Origin of the sequence: Halomonas sabkhae (assembly GCF_030409265.1) — a bacterium.
In the GTDB taxonomy this organism is placed as follows: Bacteria; Pseudomonadota; Gammaproteobacteria; order Pseudomonadales; family Halomonadaceae; genus Halomonas; species Halomonas halmophila.
The window spans coordinates 14,274-35,200 of sequence record NZ_JAUFPM010000004.1; the positions used below are offsets into that span (position 1 = coordinate 14,274).

Here is a 20,927-nt window from a genome sequence, read left to right on the forward strand (position 1 = left end):
TGATTCGCCACCTTGGGACGGTCCTCGGGATGGCAAGTTCAATCATTAATGTAACAGTTTGTAACCGGCTACAACCATCCCGCGGCCCCTCGGGAGTCGCGCCATGTCTGGTACATACGCAAAAGGCCGGGGCGAAAACCCCGGCCTCATTGAATCGCGCCTCAACAGCCAGAGGCGCCGTGCGCCGACACCCCCTGGGTATCACGGCGTAGCTGACGGATCAGCGCTGGACTCCGATGCCGTACTCGGCCCCGGCATCCAGCAACCAGCGGTAGACGTAATCGGCAAAGCTGCGCCGTACCACCAGTTCCCAACGCGTTTCCGAAGGACGCCGCAGGATCACCGTGGCCTTGGCGAATACCGTCGTCACGCCCTTGCCCACCGGGAAGTGCTGCGGATGCACGTCATAGATCACCGACTTCATCAGCAGTTCGCTGGCCGCCTCGCCCTCGAGATCGACAACGGTCTGGCCTCCGCCCACATTGGTGATCGCGAAATGGGCATCACCGAGCGCTTCGCGCAGCCGATTCTCCAGTTCGAACTCTTCGCCTCCCGGCACGATCAACAGCCACTCGTCGGGCGAGATCCACTGCACGCTGCGCTCGCCGCTGGCGTCGAAGAGCAGCGACTGGGGCTCGGCCGGCAACGACATGTCGAGCACCGAACGCAGCGCCTCGTCCAGCACAATGGCCCCGCCACGCAGTGTCAGATGACCCAGGAAGGGGCGCTCGTGCAATACCGCCTGACTGTTCTTGTCGGGGGCCGGAGCCCCCGAACGCCGATAGGTATAAGCAAGCGGTGATTCGATCGGCACGTTGGCATCCGTGCGGGTATCGAAGGTCTTGATCTTGTCATCAACAGTGTTAGACATTCTGGCGCTCTCCCTTGGGATCGACGAAGATCGGGCTGACGATCTCGGCTTCATGGACCTGGCCGTCGACCATCGGCAGGTAGACGGTCTCGCCCATGCGCTGATGGCCTCCCTTGACCACGGCCAGGGCGAACCCGCTGTCCAGGGTCGGGCTGTAATAGCTGGAGGTCACATGGCCCTTCATGGGCATGGGAATGGCATGCTCGGGCTCGAAGACGATCTGCGCGCCCTCTTCCAGGATCACCTTGGGATCCTTGGGCTTGAGCCCGACCATCTGCTTGCGATCGGCCCGGGCGGTATCCGGACGGGTCAGCGCCCGCTTGCCGATCCAGGAGAACGGCTTGTCGTAGCCGATGGCCCAATGCATGCCCAGGTCTTCCGGGGTCACCGAACCATCGGTGTCCTGACCGGCGATGATGAAGCCCTTCTCGGCACGCAGCACGTGCATGGTCTCGGTACCGTAGGGCGTCAGCTCGTACTTTTCGCCATGCGCGAAGAGCGTCTCCCAGACATGCAGCGCATAGTTGGCCTGGACGTTGATCTCGTAGGCCAGCTCTCCGGTGAAGGAGATGCGGAAGACACGCGCCGGCACGTTGGCGACCTTGCCTTCACGCCAGTCCATGAACTTGAAGGACTCGCGATCCAGGTCGATATCGGTGACCTCGGACATCAGCTTGCGCGCCTCGGGTCCGGTCACGGTCAGGGTCGCCCAGTGGTCGGTCACCGAGTTGAAGTACACCTCCAGCTCAGGCCACTCGGTCTGGTGCCAGACTTCCAGCCACTCCAGCACGGTGGCGGCGCCGCCGGTGCTGGTGGTCATCAGGAAGTGGTTCTCGGCCAGGCAGCTGGTGGTGCCGTCGTCGAACACCATGCCGTCGTCCTTGCACATCAGACCATAACGGACACGGCCGGGCGCCAGCTTGGCCCACTTGTTGGTGTAGACACGGCCCAGGAACTCGCGCGCATCCGGGCCCTGAATGTCGATCTTGCCCAGGGTGGAAGCATCGAGGATGCCGACCTTCTCGCGAACCGCGCGACACTCGCGGGCCACGGCGTCGTGCATGCTCTCCTGACGGCCCTGCACGCGGCGCGGGAAGTACCAGGGGCGCTTCCACTGACCGACGTCCTCGAACTCGGCGCCTTGCTCGACATGCCACTGGTGCATGGCGGTATAGCGCTTGGGATCGAAGAGCTCGCGGCAGTGCCGGCCGACGATGGCACCGAAGGTCACCGGCGTGTAGTTGGGGCGGAAGACCGTGGTGCCGACCTCGGGAATGGTGCGTCCCAGGCAGCGCGCGGCAATCGCCATGCCGTTGATATTGCCCAGCTTGCCCTGGTCGGTCCCGAAGCCCATGGCGGTGTAGCGCTTGACGTGCTCGATGGACTCGAAGCCTTCGCGCGTCGCCACCTCGATGGCCGCCGCGCTCACGTCGTTCTGCATGTCGACGAACTGCTTGGGGGCACGCAGCGTGGCCTTCTGGTGCGGCACCTGATAGAGCGCCACGGCTTCGCCGTCGTGACGCGTCTCGACACTCGGCAGCGCGGCCTCGAGGGCCTCGAAACCGGCAGCCCGGGCGGCTTCGGCCCCGGCAGTCCAGCCGCCCGCCAGCACCTCGGGTGTGGCATAGACGCCCTGCACTCCGCCGGCGGCCTGCACGCCGTCGACCATGTTCGGCACGAAGCCGAGGATGTCATCGCGCCAGGTGGGGCGCGCACCAGTGTGCGACGCCAGGTGAATCACCGGGCTGTAGCCGCCGGAGCTGGCGATGGTGTCGCATTCGATCAGTTCGCCATCGCCCTCGACCCGGAAGTCGTCGATGTTGATGCGGGCCACGCGTGCCCCGCTGACACGATTCTGGCCACGCGCTTCCACCACGGCCGCACCGGGGATGATACGAATGCCCTTGGCGCGGGCCTGCTCGACCAGTTCGCCCTTCGGCTCGGCGCGCGCGTCGGCGATCGCCGCCACTTCACGGCCACTTTCCGCCCAGTCGAGCGCCGCCCGGTAGGCATGATCATTGCTGGTGGAGAGCACCAGCTTGCTGCCCGGCACCACGCCATAGCGACGAATGTAGCTGGAGACGGCACCCGCCAGCAGATTGCCCGGCACATCGTTGTTGCCGTAGACCAGCGGCCGCTCATGCGCCCCGGTGGCCAGCACCACGCGCCCGGCGCGGACACGGTGCAGACGCGAGCGCACCGGACGGCGGCCATTGTGCTCGGGGGCCGTTTCGCCGAGGTGCTCGGTGCGCCGCTCATGCAGGGTGACGAAGTTGTGGTCGTGATAGCCATTGGCCGTGGTACGCGGCAGCAGCAGGACATTGTCCATGGCTTCCAGCTCCGCGGTAACCTCGGCGACCCACTGCTCGGCCGGACGCTCATCGAGCAGCTCACGGGTATCCAGCAGCGAGCCGCCCATGGTTTCCTGCTCGTCGGCCAGGATCACCAGGGAACCGCTGCGTCCCGCGGCCAGGGCGGCGGCGAGACCGGCCGGCCCCCCACCGACCACCAGGACGTCACAATGACGATTGACGTGGTCATAGGTGTCCGGGTCACGTTCCGCCGGAGCCCGACCCAGGCCGGCGCCCTTGCGGATGAACTTCTCGTAGGTCATCCACATGGAGGCCGGCGCCATGAAGGTCTTGTAGTAGAAACCCGGCGGCATGAAGCCCCCGCCCAGCTTGCCGACCAGGCCCATCAGGTCACGCTGGACATTGGGCCAGCCATTGGTGCTGCGGGCTTCCAGGCCATCGAAGAGCGCCTGCTGGGTGGCACGCACATTGGGTACCTGAGCGGCCTCGGTGCTGCCCAGCTGGATAACCGCATTGGGCTCTTCGGCACCGGCGGCGACGATGCCCCGCGGACGCGAGTACTTGAAGCTGCGGTTGACGATATCCACCCCGTTGGCCAGCAGAGCGGAGGCCAGGGTATCGCCGGCATAGCCGCGGTAGGATTGACCATTGAAGGTGAAGCTCAGCTCGCGCGAGCGATCGATGCTTCCCCCCCGATCGAGACGATTGGGCTGGCTCATGCTCGGACTCCTTCCAGGTTATCAGCGGGAGTGGTCTCCGTCGGGGTTTGCGCGACTTCGAGCGGCTCACGGGTGTCATCCGTGATGGAAGGCTGCTCTCCCATCCGGTAGGTCTCGAGGATCTCGTAGGTTGCCGTGTTGCGCGTGATGTTGAAGAACTTGCGGCAGCCCACGGCGTGCACCCACATCTCGTGATGGATGCCACGTGGATTGGTGCGGAAGAAGAGGTAGTCGCCCCACTCTTCGTCGCTGCACGATTCCGGATCCGCCGGGCGTGCGATATGCGCCTCACCCTTGGGGTGAAACTCTTCTTCTTCCCGATGCTCGCCGCAATAGGGGCAGTAGATATAGAACATGTCTGGTTCCTCCATCGCTGAGGATGAAAGCAAATAGGGTTGCTGCGCTCGGCGAGCCGCTGCTGCATCGAGCGCAGGCGAATGTCGTCAACGCCTAGTGGGCGACACCAGCCGCACCGTGTTCATCGATCAAGGCACCGGTATTGAAGCGATCGATGGAGAACGGTGCCGCGATGGGATGCATTTCTCCCTTGGCAAGGCTCGAGGCGAAGACATGCGCCGAGCCCGGCGTGGCCTTGAAGCCGCCGGTACCCCAGCCACAGTTGAAGTACAGCCCCTTGACCTTGGTCTTGGAGAGAATCGGGCAGGCGTCCGGGCAGGTGTCGACGATACCGCCCCATTGACGGTTCATGCGGACCCGCGAGAAGGACGGGAACATCTCGACGATGGCCTGCAGCGTATGCTCGACCGTGGGATAGCTGCCGCGCTGGCCATAGCCGTTGTAGCCGTCGATGCCGGCCCCGATGACCAGGTCGCCCTTGTCCGACTGACTGATGTAGCCGTGCACATGGTTGGACATCACCACGGTGTCGAGCACCGGCTTGAGCGGCTCGGAGACCAGTGCCTGCAGCGGATGCGATTCCATGGGCATCTTGAGGCCCGCCATCTTGGCCATGACGCCGGAGTTGCCGGCGGTGACACAGCCCACCGTCTTGGCCTCGATGTCGCCGCGGTTGGTGTGCACGCCGTGAATCTGGCCGTCGCGGATCTTGAAGCCGGTGACTTCGGTCTGCTGCAGGATGTCCACGCCATAGGCATCCGCGGCGCGGGCAAAGCCCCAGGCCACGGCGTCGTGACGGGCGACACCGGCACGCGGCTGCCAGGAGGCGCCCATGACCGGATAACGGGCATTCTGGGAGCAGTCCATGGCCGGCACCAGCTCCTGCACGCCCTTGGCGTCGAGGACTTCACTGTCGACGCCGTTGAGGCGGTTGGCATTGACCCGGCGCTGGATGTCACGCATGTCCTGCAGCGTGTGGCCGACGTTGAGCACACCACGCTGGGAGAACATGACGTTGTAGTTGATGTCCTGGGACAGGCCCTCCCACAGCTTGAGGGAGTGCTCGTAGAGCGCCGCGGCCTCGTCCCAAAGATAGTTGGAGCGCACGATGGTGGTGTTGCGGGCGGTGTTGCCGCCACCCAGCCAGCCTTTCTCGATCACCGCCACGTTGCGGATGCCGAACTCCTTGGCCAGATAATAGGCCGTGCCCAGGCCATGACCGCCGCCACCGATGATGATGACATCGTATGCCTTCTTGGGCGTGGGATTGCGCCACTGGCGCTGCCAGTTCTCGTGGTGGCTCAGTGCGTGCTTGACCAGCCCGAAGCCTGAATAACGTTGCATGGAATCTCTCCTACTGGGTTCCCGCCAGGCATGGCGGGAAGGGCTTCACGCGGTGGTGGTGGCGTCGGCCTGGCTGCCCACGGCAACGCCGTAGACCGGATGACGAGCGCACAGCTCGGCGACCTTGCCGCGCACCTCGGCTTCAATCTCGGTGGTATCTTCCTGCCGGGACAGCGTATCCAGGATGTCGCAGATCCAGCCGGCGAGTGCTTCGCAATCCGCCTGATCGAAGCCGCGCGTCGTCACGGCCGGCGTGCCGATGCGCAGGCCGGAGGTCACGAAGGGGCTCTGCGGGTCATTGGGAACCGCGTTCTTGTTGACGGTGATGTTGGACCGGCCCAGGGCCGCATCGGCGTCCTTGCCGGTCACGCCCAGCTTGATCATGGAGACCAGGAAGAGGTGATCATCGGTGCCGCCGGACACTACATCGCAGCCGCGCTCGACGAAGACATCGGCCATGGCGCGGGCATTGTCGATGACGCCCGCCTGATAGCGCACGAAGTCCTGGCTCATGGCCTCGCGGAAGGCCACCGCCTTGGCGGCGATGACGTGCATCAGGGGACCGCCCTGCTGGCCCGGGAAGACCGCGCCGTTGAGCTTCTTGTAGAGCGCCTCATCGCCGCTGGCGGACAGGATCAGACCGCCGCGCGGACCGCGCAGGGTCTTGTGGGTGGTGGTGGTGACCACATGGGCGTGGGGCAGCGGGCTCGGATAATGCCCCGCGGCGACCAGGCCGGCGACATGCGCCATGTCGACCAGCAGCCAGGCGCCCACGGCATCGGCGATGTCACGGAAGCGACGCCAGTTGATGACCCGCGAGTAGGCCGAGAAACCGGCAATGATCAGCTTGGGCTTGTGCTCGTGGGCCAGACGCTCGACTTCCTCGTAGTCGATCTCGCCGGTGTCGGGGTTCAGGCCATACTGGACGGCATTGTAATGCTTGCCGGAAAAGTTCGGGGCCGCGCCATGGGTCAGGTGCCCGCCATGCGCCAGGCTCATGCCCAGCACGGTGTCACCCGGTGCCACCAGCGCCATGAAGGCAGCGGCATTGGCCTGGGCGCCGGAGTGCGGCTGGACGTTGGCATAGTCGGCACCGAAGAGCGCACAGGCGCGCTCGATGGCCAGACGCTCGACCACATCCACATGCTCGCAACCACCATAGTAACGCTTGCCGGGATAGCCCTCGGCGTACTTGTTGGTCAGCTGGGTGCCCTGGGCCGCCATGACCTGGGGACTGGCGTAGTTTTCCGAGGCAATCAGCTCGATATGGGCTTCCTGACGCGCCACCTCTTCGTCGATGGCGGCCGCGATCTGTGGATCGGTCTGACTGAGGGCGTTGTTGTTCATGACATCACCTGAGGAATGGCTGGATTACATGGATTCGAAACGTCAATTTCATGAACCCGCGAGACGCCTGGACAGCCTCTCGCTGATATCCGTCATTAATAGCCAAACCTGACCGCGAGCGATTGAATATACGCGACAACTTTAGCGCCATATTCGCGACCGGCCATGCGAAGTGGCGCATTCAGGGCGTTCACGGGCAGCAAGATCTTGAACACACACACCAGAATGGCGAAGTGATCGCGGCCATGGCGACGCCACAGCAGAATAAATCACTGGCCCGAAGCCCAACGCCGGTGGCCCCGGTCAGCGACGCTTCTTGCCTTCCGCCTGGCCCTCGCCGGGCCGCGATTCGATATGCAGAAAGAAGGGATCGACCCGCGCCGTATCGCGACCGGACGCGGTCTTGCGCACCGTGGAGGGCGTGGCGCCGAAGGCCTCGCGGAAGTGCCGGGAAAAATGGGCGGTATCGGAGAAACCACAGCGCTCCCCGATCTCGGTGACACTCTTGGCGGTATAGTGCAGCAGCCAGAGCCCGTAGCGCAGCCGCAGATCACGTGCGAACTTCTGGGGCCCGACCCCCAGCACCTCGCGGAACCTGCGTTCGATGTTGCGTCGCGAGGTGCCGACCCGGTGCGCCAGCTCGTCCACCGTCATGGCCTCGCCCAGGTGCTGCTCGATGATGGCGATGGCCCGCCTGACCACTCGGTCCTCGACCTTGTCGAAGACCACGGGCTGCGGCTGGGGATGATCGCCGGGACGCGCCTCGTCGAACAGCATGATGTGCAGGCTTTTCATCGCCCAGGCCTTGCCCAGATGGCGCTCGATCAGATAGGCCGCCAGATCGGCGGCCGCCGTGCCGCCGGCACAGGTCAGGCGATTGCCGTCATCGATGAACAACCGGTCCGCCACCGGCTCGATATCCGGAAAGCGGCGTGTCAGATCACCATGGTGATACCAGCTGACACAGCAGCGCCGGCCCCCCATCACACCCGCCTGGATCAGCGCGAACACCCCGGTGCAGACACCGACCAGGGGCACCCCCGCCTGGGCCGCACGGCGCAGATAGGCGATGGCCGTGTCATCGAGTTCGTCATGCTCGTCCTGCACGCCACCGATGGTGACGATGTAGTCGAACTCCCGCGGATCGCGAAAGGCGGTGCACGGCGTGACCGCTGCACCACAGCTCGACATGGCATCCTGGCCGGCACTGGTCATGAAGACCCAGTGACAGCGCAGCTGACGGCTGCGATCGCCTTCGTCGGCGGCCAGCCGCAGGCAGTCGACGAAGGCCGCGAAGGGCAGCATGGTGAAGCGGCGCAAGAGCACGAAACCGACCGACAGCGGCCGGGAAACGGGGTCCGACATGGCAATCCCCCTGCAGGACACGAGCCGAAAGCCGACAGTCTAGCGCTTTGCGCCGCGGCCACCAACGCTGGCCCGCGGGTCAGCCTTTACCGGAAACCACAAGACCCGCCGGCCGGCGGGTCCGTGAGGGATGGACGCCACTCTGCCGAGGGCTGATCAGAAGTCCACGACCACATTGCCCAGTGGCTTGCTGCAGCAGGAGAGGATGTAGCCTTCCTCGATATCGTCCTCGGTGATGCCGCCGTTGTGCTCCATGTCGACCTGGCCCTCGGTCACGCCGACACGGCAGGTGCCGCAGATGCCCATGCCGCATGCCTTGGGAATATGCAGGCCGAGCTTGGAAGCCGCGGCATGAATGGTCTCGCTGGGCAGCACCTTGACGCTCTTGCCGGACGTGCTGAACTCGATGTTGACCATGTCGGCGGCTTCGACTTCCTCGGCTTCGGCCTCGGCCTGCTCGGCATGTTCGATGACCTCTTCCTGAACGTCCATCGGTGTGGCACCGAAGGACTCTTCATGGTAATGGTCCATGTCGAAGCCATTGGCCTTGAGGATCTGCTTGACCGCGTTCATGTACGGGGTCGGGCCGCAGCAGAAGATCTCGCGCTCCATGAAGTCGGGCGCCATCAGCTCGAGCATGGCCTGATTGAGATAGCCACGGAAGCCGGACCAGGCCTCGCCCAGTTCATCGCCCCGCTCACAGACCACGTGCAGCTTGAATTCGGGAATGCGCGAGAAGATGTGATCCAGCTCGCGATGAAAGATCAGGTCCTTGGGCGTCCGCGAGCTGTGCACGAACTGCAGATCCACGGCGGCGTTGGTATCGAACAGCCAGCGCACCATCGACATCAGCGGCGTGATGCCCACGCCACCGGACAGCATCAGGATCTTGTCCGCCGGGTAGTCGATGATATTGAAACCGCCGACCGGACCATGCACGGCCAGCTCATCATTGACGCCCAGGTTGTCGTGCAGCCAGTTGGACACCCTGCCGCCGGGGATGCGCTTGACGGTAATGGAGAAACTATAGGGAACCGACGGCGAGCTGGCGATCGTGTAGGAGCGCATGACCTGCTCCCCCTCGATTTCCAGTTCCAGGGTGACGAATTGCCCGGGCTTGAAAAAGAACATGACCGGCTGCTCGGCCATGAAGCAGAAAGTACGGGTATCCCAGGTTTCCTGGATGACCTTGACGCAGCGTACCGGGTGGCGGCCGTTGGTCCAGGTCTGAGTGGTGACTGGGTTGAGGAAGTTCATGGTCATCGTCGCGTCGCCTAGGCTGCAGCATGGAGGTATCCGACCGCGGTTCCCGCCTGCCGTTAACGGGATTTTGCGCAGCCCTGCAAGCGGTGACTTGCCTGGAAGCGACATGGGCATGCCCATGGTTTCCAGCAGACCCCATTTTTCTTGCAACCTGCGTCGCAACTGCATCAACAGGCGTCGTCAATGGGCAACTAGCGAGCCAGGCACTGCGCCACACTCTCTCAACCTCGCCACGCCCCGACCCCCTGCGTGGTAGACCGCGACCTCCAAGTTCTTTGCCCTACAATCCCGAGGCCACTCGAGTGGCCCAGCAATGAGGAAGTGCCCCATGGATCCACTGTCACTCGAACGCCTGGATGACCCCCTGGCTGCCGCTCGCGAGGCAACCGCCGAGATGCTCAATAATCGGCATCCGAATTTCTCATTGCCCCAGCCGTTCTACAATGACGAGCGCCTGTTCCGGATTGATGTTCAGGAAATCTTCGAGAAGGAGTGGCTCTTTGCCGGGCTGACCTGCGAGATTCCGGCCAAGGGCAACTTCATGACACTGGAGGTCGGCAACAATCCGATCGTCATCGTGCGCGGCAACAACGGCGAGGTGCACGCCTTCCACAATGTCTGCCGCCACCGTGGCTCGCGCCTCTGCGTGCACGACAAGGGCAAGGTGGCCAAGCTGGTCTGCCCCTATCACCAGTGGACCTATGAGCTGGACGGTCGCCTGCTGTTCGCCGGAACCGACATGGGGTCGGACTTCGATCTTTCGCAGTATGGCCTGAAGCCGGTCAATGTGCGCACCGGAGGCGGCTATATCTTCATCAGCCTGGCCGAGCAGCCGCAAGACATCGACGAACTCCTGGAAAGCCTCGACCACTATCTCGACCTGTGCGACATGGACAACGCCAAGGTGGCGGCCGAGTCCAACATCGTCGAGGACGCCAACTGGAAGCTGGTCATCGAGAACAACCGGGAGTGCTACCACTGCAACGGCGCCCACCCGGAACTGCTCAACTCGCTGCAGGAATTCGACGACAGCGAAGACCCGCGGGCCACACCCGCCTACCGGGCACTGGTGGAGCGCAAGCAGAACGAGTGGCAGGCCATGGGCGTGCCCTGGGAGCTGAAGCGCATCGGTCGGCGCAACCGCCTGACGCGCACCCCGCTGCTCAACGGTACCGTCTCCATGACCATGGACGGCAAGCAGGCCAGCCGCAAGCTGCTGGGCCGACTGCCCAGCCCGGATCTCGGCGTGCTGCGCATTCTGCACCTGCCGAACTCCTGGAACCATTTCATGGGCGACCATGCGGTGGTCTTCCGTGTGTTGCCGATCGGCCCGCAGAAGACACTGGTCACCACCAAGTGGGTGGTGCACAAGGATGCCGTCGAAGGGGTCGACTATGATCCCGAACAGATGCGCCGGGTCTGGGACGCCACCAATGACCAGGATCGTCGCCTGGCGGAAGAGAACCAGCGTGGCATCAACTCTACCGCCTATCAGCCGGGCCCCTACTCCGAGACCTTCGAGTTCGGCGTCATCGATTTCGTCAAGTGGTACAGCGAGCGCATGCTGGACAACCTGGGCGGTGCTCCGCGCCTGTCGCTGGCCAGCGGCGGATCCAGCGGCTGATCACGCCCTCGCCGCTTGCCAATGACAATGCCGACCCCAGGGGGTCGGCATTTTTCATGGACGCTCGGTTCCGGCAGGCCCGTCAGCGCAGTGCGGGCAGCAGAAAGCGCTCGACCGCGGCTCTCACCGACGGCAACAGAATATCCGTCTTGTCCATCAGCTCCTGCACCACTTCCTGCAGTCCCGGCACCCCGACCTCCATGTGCTTGCGCAGCGCCGTGCGAGCACACGTCTCGGGGCAGGCATCCTCCGGGATGCGAATTCCGAGCTCGACCAGTCGGTCGCGAAAGTCGTCACCGTCAATCAACTCGACGATCATCATCACGGCATCCCCCTTGCGTGACATCGCTCCAGTGGATCGACCGATCCCGACGGGCGATGCCCTGCAGTCGTCTTTCTCTCTAGATTGGCACCACCCGGCCAGGCTCGCAACGCCGGATCATGCAAAGGAGCCACCCATCCGCCGCGGCGGATGAATGGCTCCGGTGGATCGGGGGCAGGCACGCCAGGGCGCGTCCCCCATCATGGCCTCAGCGTCGCGCTGTCAGGCTGCCACGCTGCCGTGCGGATCCATGACGAACTTCTTCGGTGCACCGCCATCGAAGTCGGCATAGCCCTTGGGCGCGTCGTCCAGGGTGATCATCTGGACATTCACCGCATCGGCGATCTTGACCTTGTCGAACAGGATCGCCTGCATCAGCTGACGGTGGTACTTCATGACCGGGCACTGGCCGGTATGGAAGGAGTGGGACTTGGCCCAGCCCTGACCGAAACGCATGCTCAGCGAGCCCTGCTGGGCCGCCTCGTCGGACGCGCCCGGATCCTCGGTGACATAGAGCCCCGGAATGCCGATCTGGCCACCGGCGCGCGTGACTTCCATGGCCGAGTTGAGCACCGCGGCAGGCGCTTCCTGGCCGTGGTTGCAACCACAGGCATGGGCCTCGAAGCCGACGCAGTCGACGAAGGCATCGACCTCGCGCTCACCGGTGATCGCCTCGATCTTGTCGGGCATGTCACCGTCCTGGGTCAGATCGATGGTTTCACAACCGAAGCTGCGTGCCTGGGCCAGGCGCTCGTCGATCATGTCGCCGACGATCACGCAGGCCGCGCCGAGCAGCTGTGCGGATACCGCCGCCGCCAGGCCGACCGGACCCGCGCCGGCGACATAGACGGTGCTGCCGGGGCCAACACCCGCGGTCACGCAGCCATGGAAGCCGGTGGGGAAGATGTCGGACAGCAGTGTCAGGTCCTGGATCTTCTCCATGGCCTGATCGGCGTCGGGGAACTTGAGCAGGTTGAAGTCGGCATAGGGCACCATGACGTAGTCGGTCTGGCCACCGACCCAGCCGCCCATGTCGACATAGCCGTAGGCGGCACCCGGGCGTGCCGGATTGACGTTGAGGCAGATGCCGGTCTGGCCTTCCTTGCAGTTGCGGCAACGTCCACAGGCGATATTGAAGGGCACCGAGACCATGTCGCCGGGCTTGAGAAACTCGACATCACGGCCTGTCTCGAGGACGACGCCGGTGATCTCGTGCCCCAGTACCAGGCCTTCCGGCGCCGTGGTGCGTCCCCGCACCATGTGCTGGTCACTGCCGCAGATGTTGGTGGTGATGACCTTGAGAATCACGCCGTGCTGGCACTTGCGATTGCCCAGGGCAAGCTCCGGAAAGGGAATGGATTCGACGGCGACCTTGCCGGGCCCCTTGTAGACGACACCGCGGTTGGCTGTGCTCATGGCTATCTTCCTTAGACTTGTGGTGAGTAGCGTGCAAAGGCGGAAGCTCCGCATGCCGACAATAGCCCCTTCCACGCGGCCGACTATCCTGTGAGAGTCATCGCCATGCCAAAACGAGACATGGCGTCGTTCACGGGAGCTGGCAGGCCACGCGTCGGGGCCGGCTCACCGGCCGACCGCCTGGCGGATGCCCGGCCTTGTTCAAGCCTGCAGCTTGCTCGTCCCCGGGACATGATTTACAAAGGCCCACGACAAGCTGGCCACATGGCTTGCCACCATGAGCACTCTGACTCGGGTCTCCCCACGAGCCGCGAAAGATGCGTATCATGGACCCGGTCATGACCCACAACCCTTTCAGCAACAGGATGTCGCTGAACCGACAGGAGACCTTTTATGCTCAACCGCCTCGCGCCACGCCTTTGCCTGGCCGCGCTGCTCGCCCTGCTGGCCTTCGCGCCGCAGGCTTTCGCGCAGCAACAGAATCCCAACGCCAATGTCGACACTCAGCAGTTCCAGGACTGGCAGGTCGTCTGCCCGCAGGATGCCAGCCAGGGCCCCTGCACCATGAACCAGGTCATCACCAACAACGACAGTGACCAACCCATGATGCGCGTGGTACTGGCCGATCCGCCCCAGGCCGAGCGCCCCGTCATGACCTTCCTGGTCCCGCTGGGTGTGCGCCTGGCCCCCGGCCTGCAGCTCGGTGTCGATGGTGGCGAGCCGGTTCAGTTCCCCTATCAGGTCTGCCAGCAGCAGGGATGCCGCGCCGACATTCCGCTGCAATCCTCGCTGTTGCAGAGCCTGCGCGGCGGTACCACGGCGACGCTCAGCCTGATGGCGCCGAATGGCCAGCGCATGGACCTGGACATCTCGCTGATGGGCTTCACCGACGCCATGGCACAGCTCTGATGGCCTCGGCGTGATGCACGCCGACGAAAGGTGAGTGACCAATAAGAACGGCGGCCCGCGGGCCGCCGTTCTGGTTTGGAGGGAATGCTGAAAGCCGGCGCCTCAGCGCAGGACTTCTTCCTCGCGCAACAGCTTGAAGATCGCCTCGGCCCCCTCCTGCGGCGTGACATCGGTCAGCACCTGACCGCCGCCGCCTTCGGACTTGGCCGCCGCCGCCTTGAAGCGGTCGCGTGGCGACGTTGCCTTGACGATCTTGAGGCGCTTGGGTCGCTTGCGTGCGGGTTGCACCTGCCATTGCGACCAGGGCTCATCGTCACAGACCGAGCCCGGCACGCTGTCGAACTGCCCGCGGCGCGCCGGCCCATAGGCACTCTGACGCGGCGCCGGGGCCGAGCCATCTACCGTCAACAGCGCCGGCAGACGCACCTTGAGACGACGCCGCTGGCCACGCGGCAGGGCCTGCAACAGAGTCGCCTGCCCATTCTCGACGCTCTCCACGGCCGCCAGGCTGGTGACCAGCGGCCAGCCGAGACGCTCGGCCAGCAGATAGGGCATCAGTCCGGAACCTTCGCCCTGCTCAGCGCGCTCGCCGGCGATGACCAGCTGGGACGAGGATGCTTCCAGCGCCTCCGCCACGGCCGGCACCACATCGGCCCCTTCGGGCTGTTCGAGCAGAGACAGCTCGGCAAAGCCCATGCCCAGATAGCTGCGCAGGGCCGGCTCATCACGCTCACTCAAGCGACCCGCATGCAACAGGCCGATCTCGGCGTTGGGCAGCGACTTGGCCAGCTCGACACCGCGTGCGTCCTGATCGGCACGACGCGCACGCCCCGTCACCGGATGACGCCCCACGGACACCAGGACGGTGACCTCGAGTGCGGGCCCCCTGGAGGAATCAGGCTGCATCGCGACTCTCCTCTCGTGATTGTTCGACCATCGTGACCAGCGACTCGAGAATCTTCCCCGAATCGCCGACCACCGCCAGGTCAGCGCGCTTGAACATGTCACAGCCGGGATCCATGTTGATGGCGATGACCTTCTCGCAGGTCTGGATACCCTGCAGATGCTGGATGGCACCACTGATGCCCACCGCCACATAGACCTTGGCCGTTACCCAGGTACCGGTGGCACCGACCTGACGATCGCGTGCCATATAGCCGTCATCGACGGCCACACGCGACGCCCCTTCGGTGGCGCCCAGCACCTCGGCGGCGTGATGGAAGCCGTCCCAGTCCTTGACGCCGTTGCCGGCTGAGAGGATGAACTCGGCCTCGGACAGCGCCACGCCGGACGGGTCGACGGGCACCTGGCCCAGGTCCTCGATGCGCGACAGCGTCGTCGGCAAGGGTTCGGGCAGGCTCAGGGGAGCCGCCGCATGACGCGTTTCGCTCACCGGCTCGGCGCACTCGGCCAGGGCCAGGGTGATGCGCGGCAGTTCGCGCTGAATGTCCAGCGACTCGGCCGCGCCACGCGCAATACAGTGCCAGCCCGTGGCCTGGTTGGGGTCCGCCTCGACCTGCCAGACACCGGTCGCAGGGCGCTCGTCCAGGCGCGCGGCCAGGCGACGGCCGAGCTCGCCACCGCCCAGTTTCGAGTCCGGCAGCAGCCAGTGCCTGGGCGTCCAGGCCATATCGATCATGCCCAGCGCGCCGAGGCGTGCCTCCGGTGCATAGCCTGTCACGTCCGGCGAATCGAGATGCAGCAGCCGATCGATGCCGGCTTCCTCGAAGCCGGACTCCTTGTGCGGGCCGAACACCACGGCCACCACGACCCCGCGGGAAGCGCTGTCCACATCGGCCAGGCGTCGTGCCAGGCCCAGCAGGTCGCGATCATGACCACTCAAGCGGCCACCCGACATGTCCGGCACGACGACCACCGAGAAGGCCGGGTCGCTGATCTCGACCCGGGGGTTCTGCTCTGCCGCGGCTGCCGCCGCCCCGCCCCCGGTGACGCCCTGCTGGGCGCCACTGCGGTCGATGCGCTTGACACCATTGGGACCGGTGAAGCCCACCGCATGGGGATTGCGTCGCAATACACCATGCGGTCCCATCCACTCGCTGGCCGCACCGCGGCCCAGCTCGGCCAGCACTTCGAGGTGCCGGGGATGCAGCCGATTGCGGGCGATCCACTCCTTGCGCGGATCGCGACGTTGCACCTCGCTCATCACGCCACCTCCTTGGCCAGTGACGGCGCGTCGGCTGACGCGCCCCCTGTCGCGATGGGTGTCTCGTGCACCAGCGCATCCGCCACCAGCTCGGCAATATCACGCACGTCGGCGCTGCTGTCGACGACACCTTCCAGCATCGCCGTGCACTGCGGGCAGCCCACGGCCACCATGTCGGCACCGGTTTCCTGAACATCCCCCATGCGCATGTCGGGGATGCGCTGCTTGCCCGGGATGTCGGTGATCGGAGCACCGCCACCGCCGCCACAGCAGCGCGAACGGAAGCCGGAACGCTGCATCTCGGCCACCTCGATGCCCAGCGCCCTGAGCACATGGCGCGGCGCCTCGAACTCGCCGTTGTAGCGCCCCAGGTAGCAGGGATCGTGATAGGTCACGCGTCCTCCCTTCCAGGGGCGGAAAGCGAGGCGGCCGGCATCATAGAGCTCACCGATGAAGGTGCTGTGGTGGGACACATGGTAGTCCCCGCCCAGCTCGGTATACTCGTTGCCCAGCACATGGAAGCTGTGCGGGTCACAGGTCACGATGCGCTCGAAGCGATACTGCGACAGCGTGGCGATATTGCGTCGGGCCAGCGACTGGAAGGTCGCCTCGTCGCCCAGGCGGCGGGCCACGTCGCCACTATCGCGCTCTTCATCACCGAGCACGGCGAAATCGACACCGGCCGCGCGCATGACCTTGATGAAGGCGCGCAGGGTACGCTGGTTGCGCATGTCGTAGGCACCATCACCGAGCCACAACAGCACCTCGGCCTCGCCGCGCTGGGACATCAGCGGCAGTTCCAGGTCCGCCGCCCAGTGCATGCGCGCACCGGGATCGAAGCCACCCGGGTTGTCGGTGGCGATCAGGTTGTCGAGCACTTCGGCGCCCTTGCCGGGCGTCTCGCCCTGCTCGAGGGTCAGGAAACGACGCATGTCGACGATGGCATCCACGTGCTCGATCATCATCGGGCACTCTTCCACGCAGGCACGGCAGGTGGTGCATGACCAGAGGGTCTCGGAGTCCACCAGGGCCTTGCCGTCACGTGCCACGATCGGTCCATGCGGCGTGCCGTGGTGCTCCCCCACCGGGCGGTCCGGATAAGGGCTGCCGGTGTACTCGGCGTCGCTGCCACCGGCCAGGCCGACGACCATGTCCTGGATCAGCTTCTTGGGGTTGAGCGGCTGACCGGCGGCAAAGGCCGGGCATACCGCCTCGCAGCGGCCGCATTGCACACAGGCGTCGAAGCCCAGCAGCTGGTTCCAGGTGAAATCGCTCGGCTTCTCGACCCCCAGGGTGGCATCGGGATCATTCAGATCCAGCGCCTTGAGGCCGGTGGAGCGCCCTTCTCCGCCGTCACGCGTCGAGAAACGTTCGGGGCGACGATGAAAGGCCAGGTGCAGCGCCCCCGCGAAGGCGTGCTTCATGGGGCCACCCCAACCCATGCCGACCAGCATCTCGGCGAGCCCCCAGGTGACAAGTGCCGCCAGGATCAGGGCAAACAGCGTGCCGGCGGCACCGGTGAGCAGCCCCTCGGGCAAGAGGCCGACACTCGGCAGCGTAATGACGAAGACACTGACCGAAAACGCCATCAGGCTTTTCGGCAGACGCATCCAGGGGCCGCGTGACAGGCGAGCCGGCGGGTTACGGCGACGCCGCGCCACGAACAGGCTGCCCACGAACATCGAGGTGCTCGCCAGCAGCAGCAGCCAGCCCAGCACGCCCTCGGCCAGTCCCAGGCCGTGTACCAGGATCATCAGCAAGGCGGCCGCCACAAAGCCGCCGGCCGTGGCCACATGGGTATGCGACATGACCTTGTCGCGCTCCACGACATGGTGCAGATCCACCAGATAGCGGCGTGGCATGGAGGCCAGCCCCTTGATCAGGTCGACCCTGGCAGGGCGCCCCTGACGCCACAGCCGCGAGCGACGCCAGGCGCCGATCGCCGCTACCGCCAGGGCAGCGAAGATCAGGATGGGAAGGAGGATATCAAGCATCTCGGCTCACCTCATCGGCAAGCCGGAAGCTGAAAGCCTGAAGCTGAAAGAAAAGCCGCAAAACGCGGGGGTTCCTTCCAGCTTCAAGCTTCAGACTTCCAGCTAGGGGTTAAAAGTCCTTGCAGATACGCAGGGCATCGTAGATGGCGGCATGCGTATTGCGCGGCGAGGTGCAGTCACCGAGGCGGAACAGCAGCCAGCCGTCTCCCTCTTCGCTGAGGCAGGGTTGCGGGTCCGCCGCATAGAGTGCCTCGAGGTCCAGCTGTCCCTTGTTGCGCGATTGCGGCTTGAGCTCGTAATACAGTGCTTCGTCGGGACGGATGCTGTTCTCCACCACGACCTGATCGACCACTCGCTCTTCCTGGGTGCCGGTGTACTCGTTCTCGAGCACCGCCACCAGGGAATCGCCCTCGCGATAGACCTTGTGCAGCCCCATGTCGGAGGACATGACGACCTCCTTCTCGTAGAGACTGCGATAGTAGGTCGGGAAGGTGGTACCGCCCACGGCGGAGCCCGGCTTGACGTCATCGGTAACGATCTCGACCTGGGCCCCCTTCTCGGCCAGATAATCCGCCGCCGAGACCCCGGAGAACTCGCAGATGGTGTCGTAGATCAGCACATTCTTGCCCGGCTCGACACGCCCGTCGAGGATATCCCAGGTGCTGACCACCAGGCTCTGCTCGAGGTCCTCGTCATAGCCCCAGTCCTCGAACTGATCCAGGTAGGGACGGCCACCGGTGGCCAGCACGACGATATCCGGCTTGAGGTCGAGAATGGTCGCCTGATCGGCACGCGTGCCCATGCGCTGGTCGACACCCAGGCGGTTCAGCTCGAGCTGGTACCAGCGCGTGATGCCCGCGATCTGATCGCGCTGGGGCGCCCTGGCCGCCGTGGTGATCTGGCCGCCGAGCTGATCGGCGGCCTCGAACAGAGTCACCGCATGCCCGCGCTCGGCCGCCACGCGGGCCGCTTCCATGCCCCCGGGGCCGCCGCCGACCACGACGACACGACGTTTGGTGCCCTCGGTCTCCTCGATGATGTGCGGCAGTCCCATGTACTCGCGGGACGTAGCGGCGTTCTGGATGCACAGCACGTCCAGCCCCTGATACTGGCGGTCGATGCAGTAGTTGGCCCCCACGCACTGCTTGATCTGGTCCACCTGGTCCATCTTGATCTTGGTTATCAGGTGCGGATCGGCAATGTGCGCACGGGTCATGCCCACCAGGTCGACATGGCCTCCCTCGAGGATGCGGTTGGCCTGGTTGGGATCCTTGATGTTCTGGGCGTGGATCACCGGCACATTGACCACTTCCTTGATGCCCGCCGCCAGGTGCAGGAAGGGCTCCGGCGGATAGGACATGTTGGGGATGACATTGGCCAGGCTGTCGTGGGTATCGCAACCGGATCCCACCACACCGAAGAAGTCGATCTGCCCGGTGGCATCGTAATAGGCCGCGATCTCTTTCATGTCGTCATGGGTCAGGCCATCCGGCAGGAACTCGTCACCACAGATGCGCATGCCGACCACGAAGTCGTCACCGACCTCGGCGCGGACCGCCTTGAGGACTTCCATGCCGAAGCGCATGCGGTTCTCGAAGTTGCCGCCCCACTGGTCGGTGCGCTTGTTGACCCGCGGGCTCCAGAACTGGTCCATGAGGTGCTGGTGAACGGCCGACAGTTCGACGCCATCCAGCCCGCCTTCCTTGGCCCGGCGAGCGGCCTGAGCGAAATCCCCGATGATACGCCAGATATCTTCTTCTTCGATGGTCTTGCAGGTAGAGCGGTGAACCGGCTCGCGAATACCTGACGGCGAGACCAGATTCGGCCAGTCGAAGCCATCCCAGCGCGAGCGACGCCCCATGTGAGTGATCTGGATCATGATCTTGCCGCCATGCTTGTGCACGGCGTCGGCAAGATTCTGGAAGTGCGGGATGATCCGATCGGTGGACAGATTGACCGAGCTCCACCAGGCCTGGGGACTGTCGATGGACACGATCGACGAGCCACCGCAGATGCACAGGCCACAGCCACCCTTGGCCTTTTCCTCGTAGTACTTCACGTAACGATCGGTGGTCATGCCACCGTCGGTGGCATGCACTTCCGCATGCGCGGTGCTGACAACCCGGTTACGAATGGTCAGCTTGCCGATCTGAATCGGCTGGAACATCGCATCGAATGCCATGATCTCTACTCCTCAGCCCTGGTCCCGGTTATCACGCGGCACGGTAACGAAATAGCCGACTTCACAACCCTGCTCGGCGGCACTCTGCGTCTGTTCGGCGACCGTTCTCAGCTGGCTGCCGCGCGCCTCGAGGATCTGATCCATGGCGCCGGCGAACCAGCCGGTGAACATGTACTCGACCTTGCGACCGACCTTGCCGAGTTGGTAGACGAAGGCACTGTGCTCGAGCCGAACCCGGCAGGTCCCCTCGGCGAGATCAATGTGCTCGGTGATGAACAAGCCCCAGCCACGCTGGGAGAGTCGCTTCATGTAGTGCTCGAACACGTCCTCGCCCTCGAGGCCATGCATCGCGGCCTCTTTCTCGCACCAGTGCCAGGCACTCTTGTAACCCGCCTGGTAGAGGATCTCGGCATAGGCGTCAGCACCCAGGGCTTCCTCGACCGCCACGTGATTGTTGACGAAGAAGTGGCGGGGTACGTACAGCATCGGCAGTGCATCGGTGGTCCAGACGCCGGTCTCGGCGTCCACTTCGATGGGCAGCTCGGGGGCCATCTTGGTCACGGTGTTATTCCTCGGAATTGCTGTTTGTTATAAAAGGTTTTCGTGTGCGGGGTCAGGGGCTAAGAGGTAAGAGGTAAGAGGTAAGAGGTAAGAGGTAAGAGGTAAGAGGTAAGAGGTAAGAGGTAAGAGGTAAGCAAGTGCAGCCCAACAAGTGACGGTCCGCAAGGCCCTTCCTTC

General features: G+C 64.6%; 16 protein-coding genes. 2 read left to right on the forward strand and 14 right to left on the reverse strand.

Annotated features, from left to right (window positions below; genetic code table 11):
* Positions 1-220: 220 nt before the first annotated feature.
* From QWY79_RS02850 to gbcB, 7 genes are all read right to left on the reverse strand, one after another.
* Entirely contained in the window at positions 221-871 is a 651-nt protein-coding gene (locus QWY79_RS02850; protein WP_290269721.1) for a sarcosine oxidase subunit gamma, read from the reverse strand.
* Positions 864-3,902, reverse strand: coding sequence for a sarcosine oxidase subunit alpha family protein (locus QWY79_RS02855; protein ID WP_290269723.1), 3,039 nt, complete (start codon positions 3,900-3,902; stop codon positions 864-866). The genes QWY79_RS02850 and QWY79_RS02855 overlap by 8 nt, the downstream gene beginning before the upstream one ends.
* Positions 3,899-4,258 (reverse strand): sarcosine oxidase subunit delta, encoded by a 360-nt coding sequence (locus tag QWY79_RS02860; protein WP_290269725.1) that lies wholly within the window; start codon positions 4,256-4,258, stop codon positions 3,899-3,901. The genes QWY79_RS02855 and QWY79_RS02860 overlap by 4 nt, the downstream gene beginning before the upstream one ends.
* A gap of 94 nt (positions 4,259-4,352) precedes the next feature.
* On the reverse strand, positions 4,353-5,603 hold the full coding sequence (locus QWY79_RS02865) for a sarcosine oxidase subunit beta family protein (protein WP_141317398.1): 1,251 nt from the start codon (positions 5,601-5,603) through the stop codon (positions 4,353-4,355).
* 45 nt (positions 5,604-5,648) lie between these two features.
* Complete coding sequence (gene glyA / locus QWY79_RS02870) at positions 5,649-6,950, reverse strand: serine hydroxymethyltransferase (RefSeq protein WP_290269728.1); 1,302 nt, start codon at positions 6,948-6,950, stop codon at positions 5,649-5,651.
* 303 nt (positions 6,951-7,253) lie between these two features.
* On the reverse strand, positions 7,254-8,315 hold the full coding sequence (locus tag QWY79_RS02875) for a GlxA family transcriptional regulator (RefSeq protein ID WP_290269730.1): 1,062 nt from the start codon (positions 8,313-8,315) through the stop codon (positions 7,254-7,256).
* A gap of 156 nt (positions 8,316-8,471) precedes the next feature.
* Complete coding sequence (gene gbcB / locus QWY79_RS02880; protein WP_290269732.1) at positions 8,472-9,578, reverse strand: glycine betaine monooxygenase reductase subunit; 1,107 nt, start codon at positions 9,576-9,578, stop codon at positions 8,472-8,474.
* A gap of 328 nt (positions 9,579-9,906) precedes the next feature.
* On the opposite strand from gbcB, the gene gbca reads away from it, so the two are divergent.
* Positions 9,907-11,202 (forward strand): glycine betaine monooxygenase oxygenase subunit, encoded by a 1,296-nt coding sequence (gbca, locus tag QWY79_RS02885; RefSeq protein WP_290269735.1) that lies wholly within the window; start codon positions 9,907-9,909, stop codon positions 11,200-11,202.
* Positions 11,203-11,284: 82 nt separating this feature from the next.
* Here gbca and QWY79_RS02890 read toward each other — a convergent pair whose 3' ends face one another.
* Positions 11,285-11,548: a hypothetical protein gene (locus QWY79_RS02890; protein WP_307725334.1), complete on the reverse strand. Its 264-nt coding sequence runs from the start codon at positions 11,546-11,548 to the stop codon at positions 11,285-11,287.
* 198 nt (positions 11,549-11,746) lie between these two features.
* Complete coding sequence (gene fdhA, locus QWY79_RS02895; protein ID WP_290269737.1) at positions 11,747-12,940, reverse strand: formaldehyde dehydrogenase, glutathione-independent; 1,194 nt, start codon at positions 12,938-12,940, stop codon at positions 11,747-11,749.
* Between the two features lie 393 nt (positions 12,941-13,333).
* Between fdhA and QWY79_RS02900 the strand changes: the two genes are divergently transcribed.
* Positions 13,334-13,849 carry an invasion associated locus B family protein gene (locus QWY79_RS02900; RefSeq protein ID WP_290269739.1) on the forward strand — a complete coding sequence of 172 codons (516 nt, stop codon included), beginning with the start codon at positions 13,334-13,336 and terminating at the stop codon, positions 13,847-13,849.
* Between the two features lie 102 nt (positions 13,850-13,951).
* Here the strand turns inward: QWY79_RS02900 and etfB are convergent, their stop codons facing one another.
* The 5 genes from etfB to QWY79_RS02925 all read right to left on the reverse strand — a co-directional run bounded on the left by etfB (position 13,952) and on the right by QWY79_RS02925 (position 20,750).
* The gene (gene etfB / locus QWY79_RS02905) at positions 13,952-14,755 is read right to left on the reverse strand and encodes an electron transfer flavoprotein subunit beta (RefSeq protein ID WP_290269741.1); all 804 of its coding nucleotides are present in this window, start codon (positions 14,753-14,755) and stop codon (positions 13,952-13,954) included.
* Entirely contained in the window at positions 14,745-16,013 is a 1,269-nt protein-coding gene (gene etfA / locus QWY79_RS02910) for an electron transfer flavoprotein subunit alpha (protein WP_290269742.1), read from the reverse strand. The genes etfB and etfA overlap by 11 nt, the downstream gene beginning before the upstream one ends.
* Positions 16,013-18,007, reverse strand: a complete 1,995-nt coding sequence (locus tag QWY79_RS02915) for a (Fe-S)-binding protein (RefSeq protein WP_290269743.1) — start codon at positions 18,005-18,007, stop codon at positions 16,013-16,015. Before QWY79_RS02915 ends, etfA begins: the two co-directional genes overlap by 1 nt.
* 109 nt (positions 18,008-18,116) lie before the next feature.
* Entirely contained in the window at positions 18,117-20,189 is a 2,073-nt protein-coding gene (gene dgcA / locus QWY79_RS02920) for a dimethylglycine demethylation protein DgcA (RefSeq protein WP_290269744.1), read from the reverse strand.
* Between the two features lie 12 nt (positions 20,190-20,201).
* On the reverse strand, positions 20,202-20,750 hold the full coding sequence (locus QWY79_RS02925) for a 4-vinyl reductase (protein WP_290269745.1): 549 nt from the start codon (positions 20,748-20,750) through the stop codon (positions 20,202-20,204).
* Between the last annotated feature and the right edge of the window lie 177 nt (positions 20,751-20,927).

What these genes read in the sequence shown, in the direction of transcription:
- QWY79_RS02850 (WP_290269721.1), bottom strand. Translation starts at nt 871, where the DNA reads ATGTCTAACACTGTTGATGACAAGATCAAGACCTTCGATACCCGCACG.
- QWY79_RS02855 (WP_290269723.1), bottom strand. Translation starts at nt 3,902, where the DNA reads ATGAGCCAGCCCAATCGTCTCGATCGGGGGGGAAGCATCGATCGCTCG.
- QWY79_RS02860 (WP_290269725.1), bottom strand. Translation starts at nt 4,258, where the DNA reads ATGTTCTATATCTACTGCCCCTATTGCGGCGAGCATCGGGAAGAAGAA.
- QWY79_RS02865 (WP_141317398.1), bottom strand. Translation starts at nt 5,603, where the DNA reads ATGCAACGTTATTCAGGCTTCGGGCTGGTCAAGCACGCACTGAGCCAC.
- glyA (WP_290269728.1), bottom strand. Translation starts at nt 6,950, where the DNA reads ATGAACAACAACGCCCTCAGTCAGACCGATCCACAGATCGCGGCCGCC.
- QWY79_RS02875 (WP_290269730.1), bottom strand. Translation starts at nt 8,315, where the DNA reads ATGTCGGACCCCGTTTCCCGGCCGCTGTCGGTCGGTTTCGTGCTCTTG.
- gbcB (WP_290269732.1), bottom strand. Translation starts at nt 9,578, where the DNA reads ATGACCATGAACTTCCTCAACCCAGTCACCACTCAGACCTGGACCAAC.
- gbca (WP_290269735.1), top strand. Translation starts at nt 9,907, where the DNA reads ATGGATCCACTGTCACTCGAACGCCTGGATGACCCCCTGGCTGCCGCT.
- QWY79_RS02890 (WP_307725334.1), bottom strand. Translation starts at nt 11,548, where the DNA reads ATGTCACGCAAGGGGGATGCCGTGATGATGATCGTCGAGTTGATTGAC.
- fdhA (WP_290269737.1), bottom strand. Translation starts at nt 12,940, where the DNA reads ATGAGCACAGCCAACCGCGGTGTCGTCTACAAGGGGCCCGGCAAGGTC.
- QWY79_RS02900 (WP_290269739.1), top strand. Translation starts at nt 13,334, where the DNA reads ATGCTCAACCGCCTCGCGCCACGCCTTTGCCTGGCCGCGCTGCTCGCC.
- etfB (WP_290269741.1), bottom strand. Translation starts at nt 14,755, where the DNA reads ATGCAGCCTGATTCCTCCAGGGGGCCCGCACTCGAGGTCACCGTCCTG.
- etfA (WP_290269742.1), bottom strand. Translation starts at nt 16,013, where the DNA reads ATGAGCGAGGTGCAACGTCGCGATCCGCGCAAGGAGTGGATCGCCCGC.
- QWY79_RS02915 (WP_290269743.1), bottom strand. Translation starts at nt 18,007, where the DNA reads ATGCTTGATATCCTCCTTCCCATCCTGATCTTCGCTGCCCTGGCGGTA.
- dgcA (WP_290269744.1), bottom strand. Translation starts at nt 20,189, where the DNA reads ATGGCATTCGATGCGATGTTCCAGCCGATTCAGATCGGCAAGCTGACC.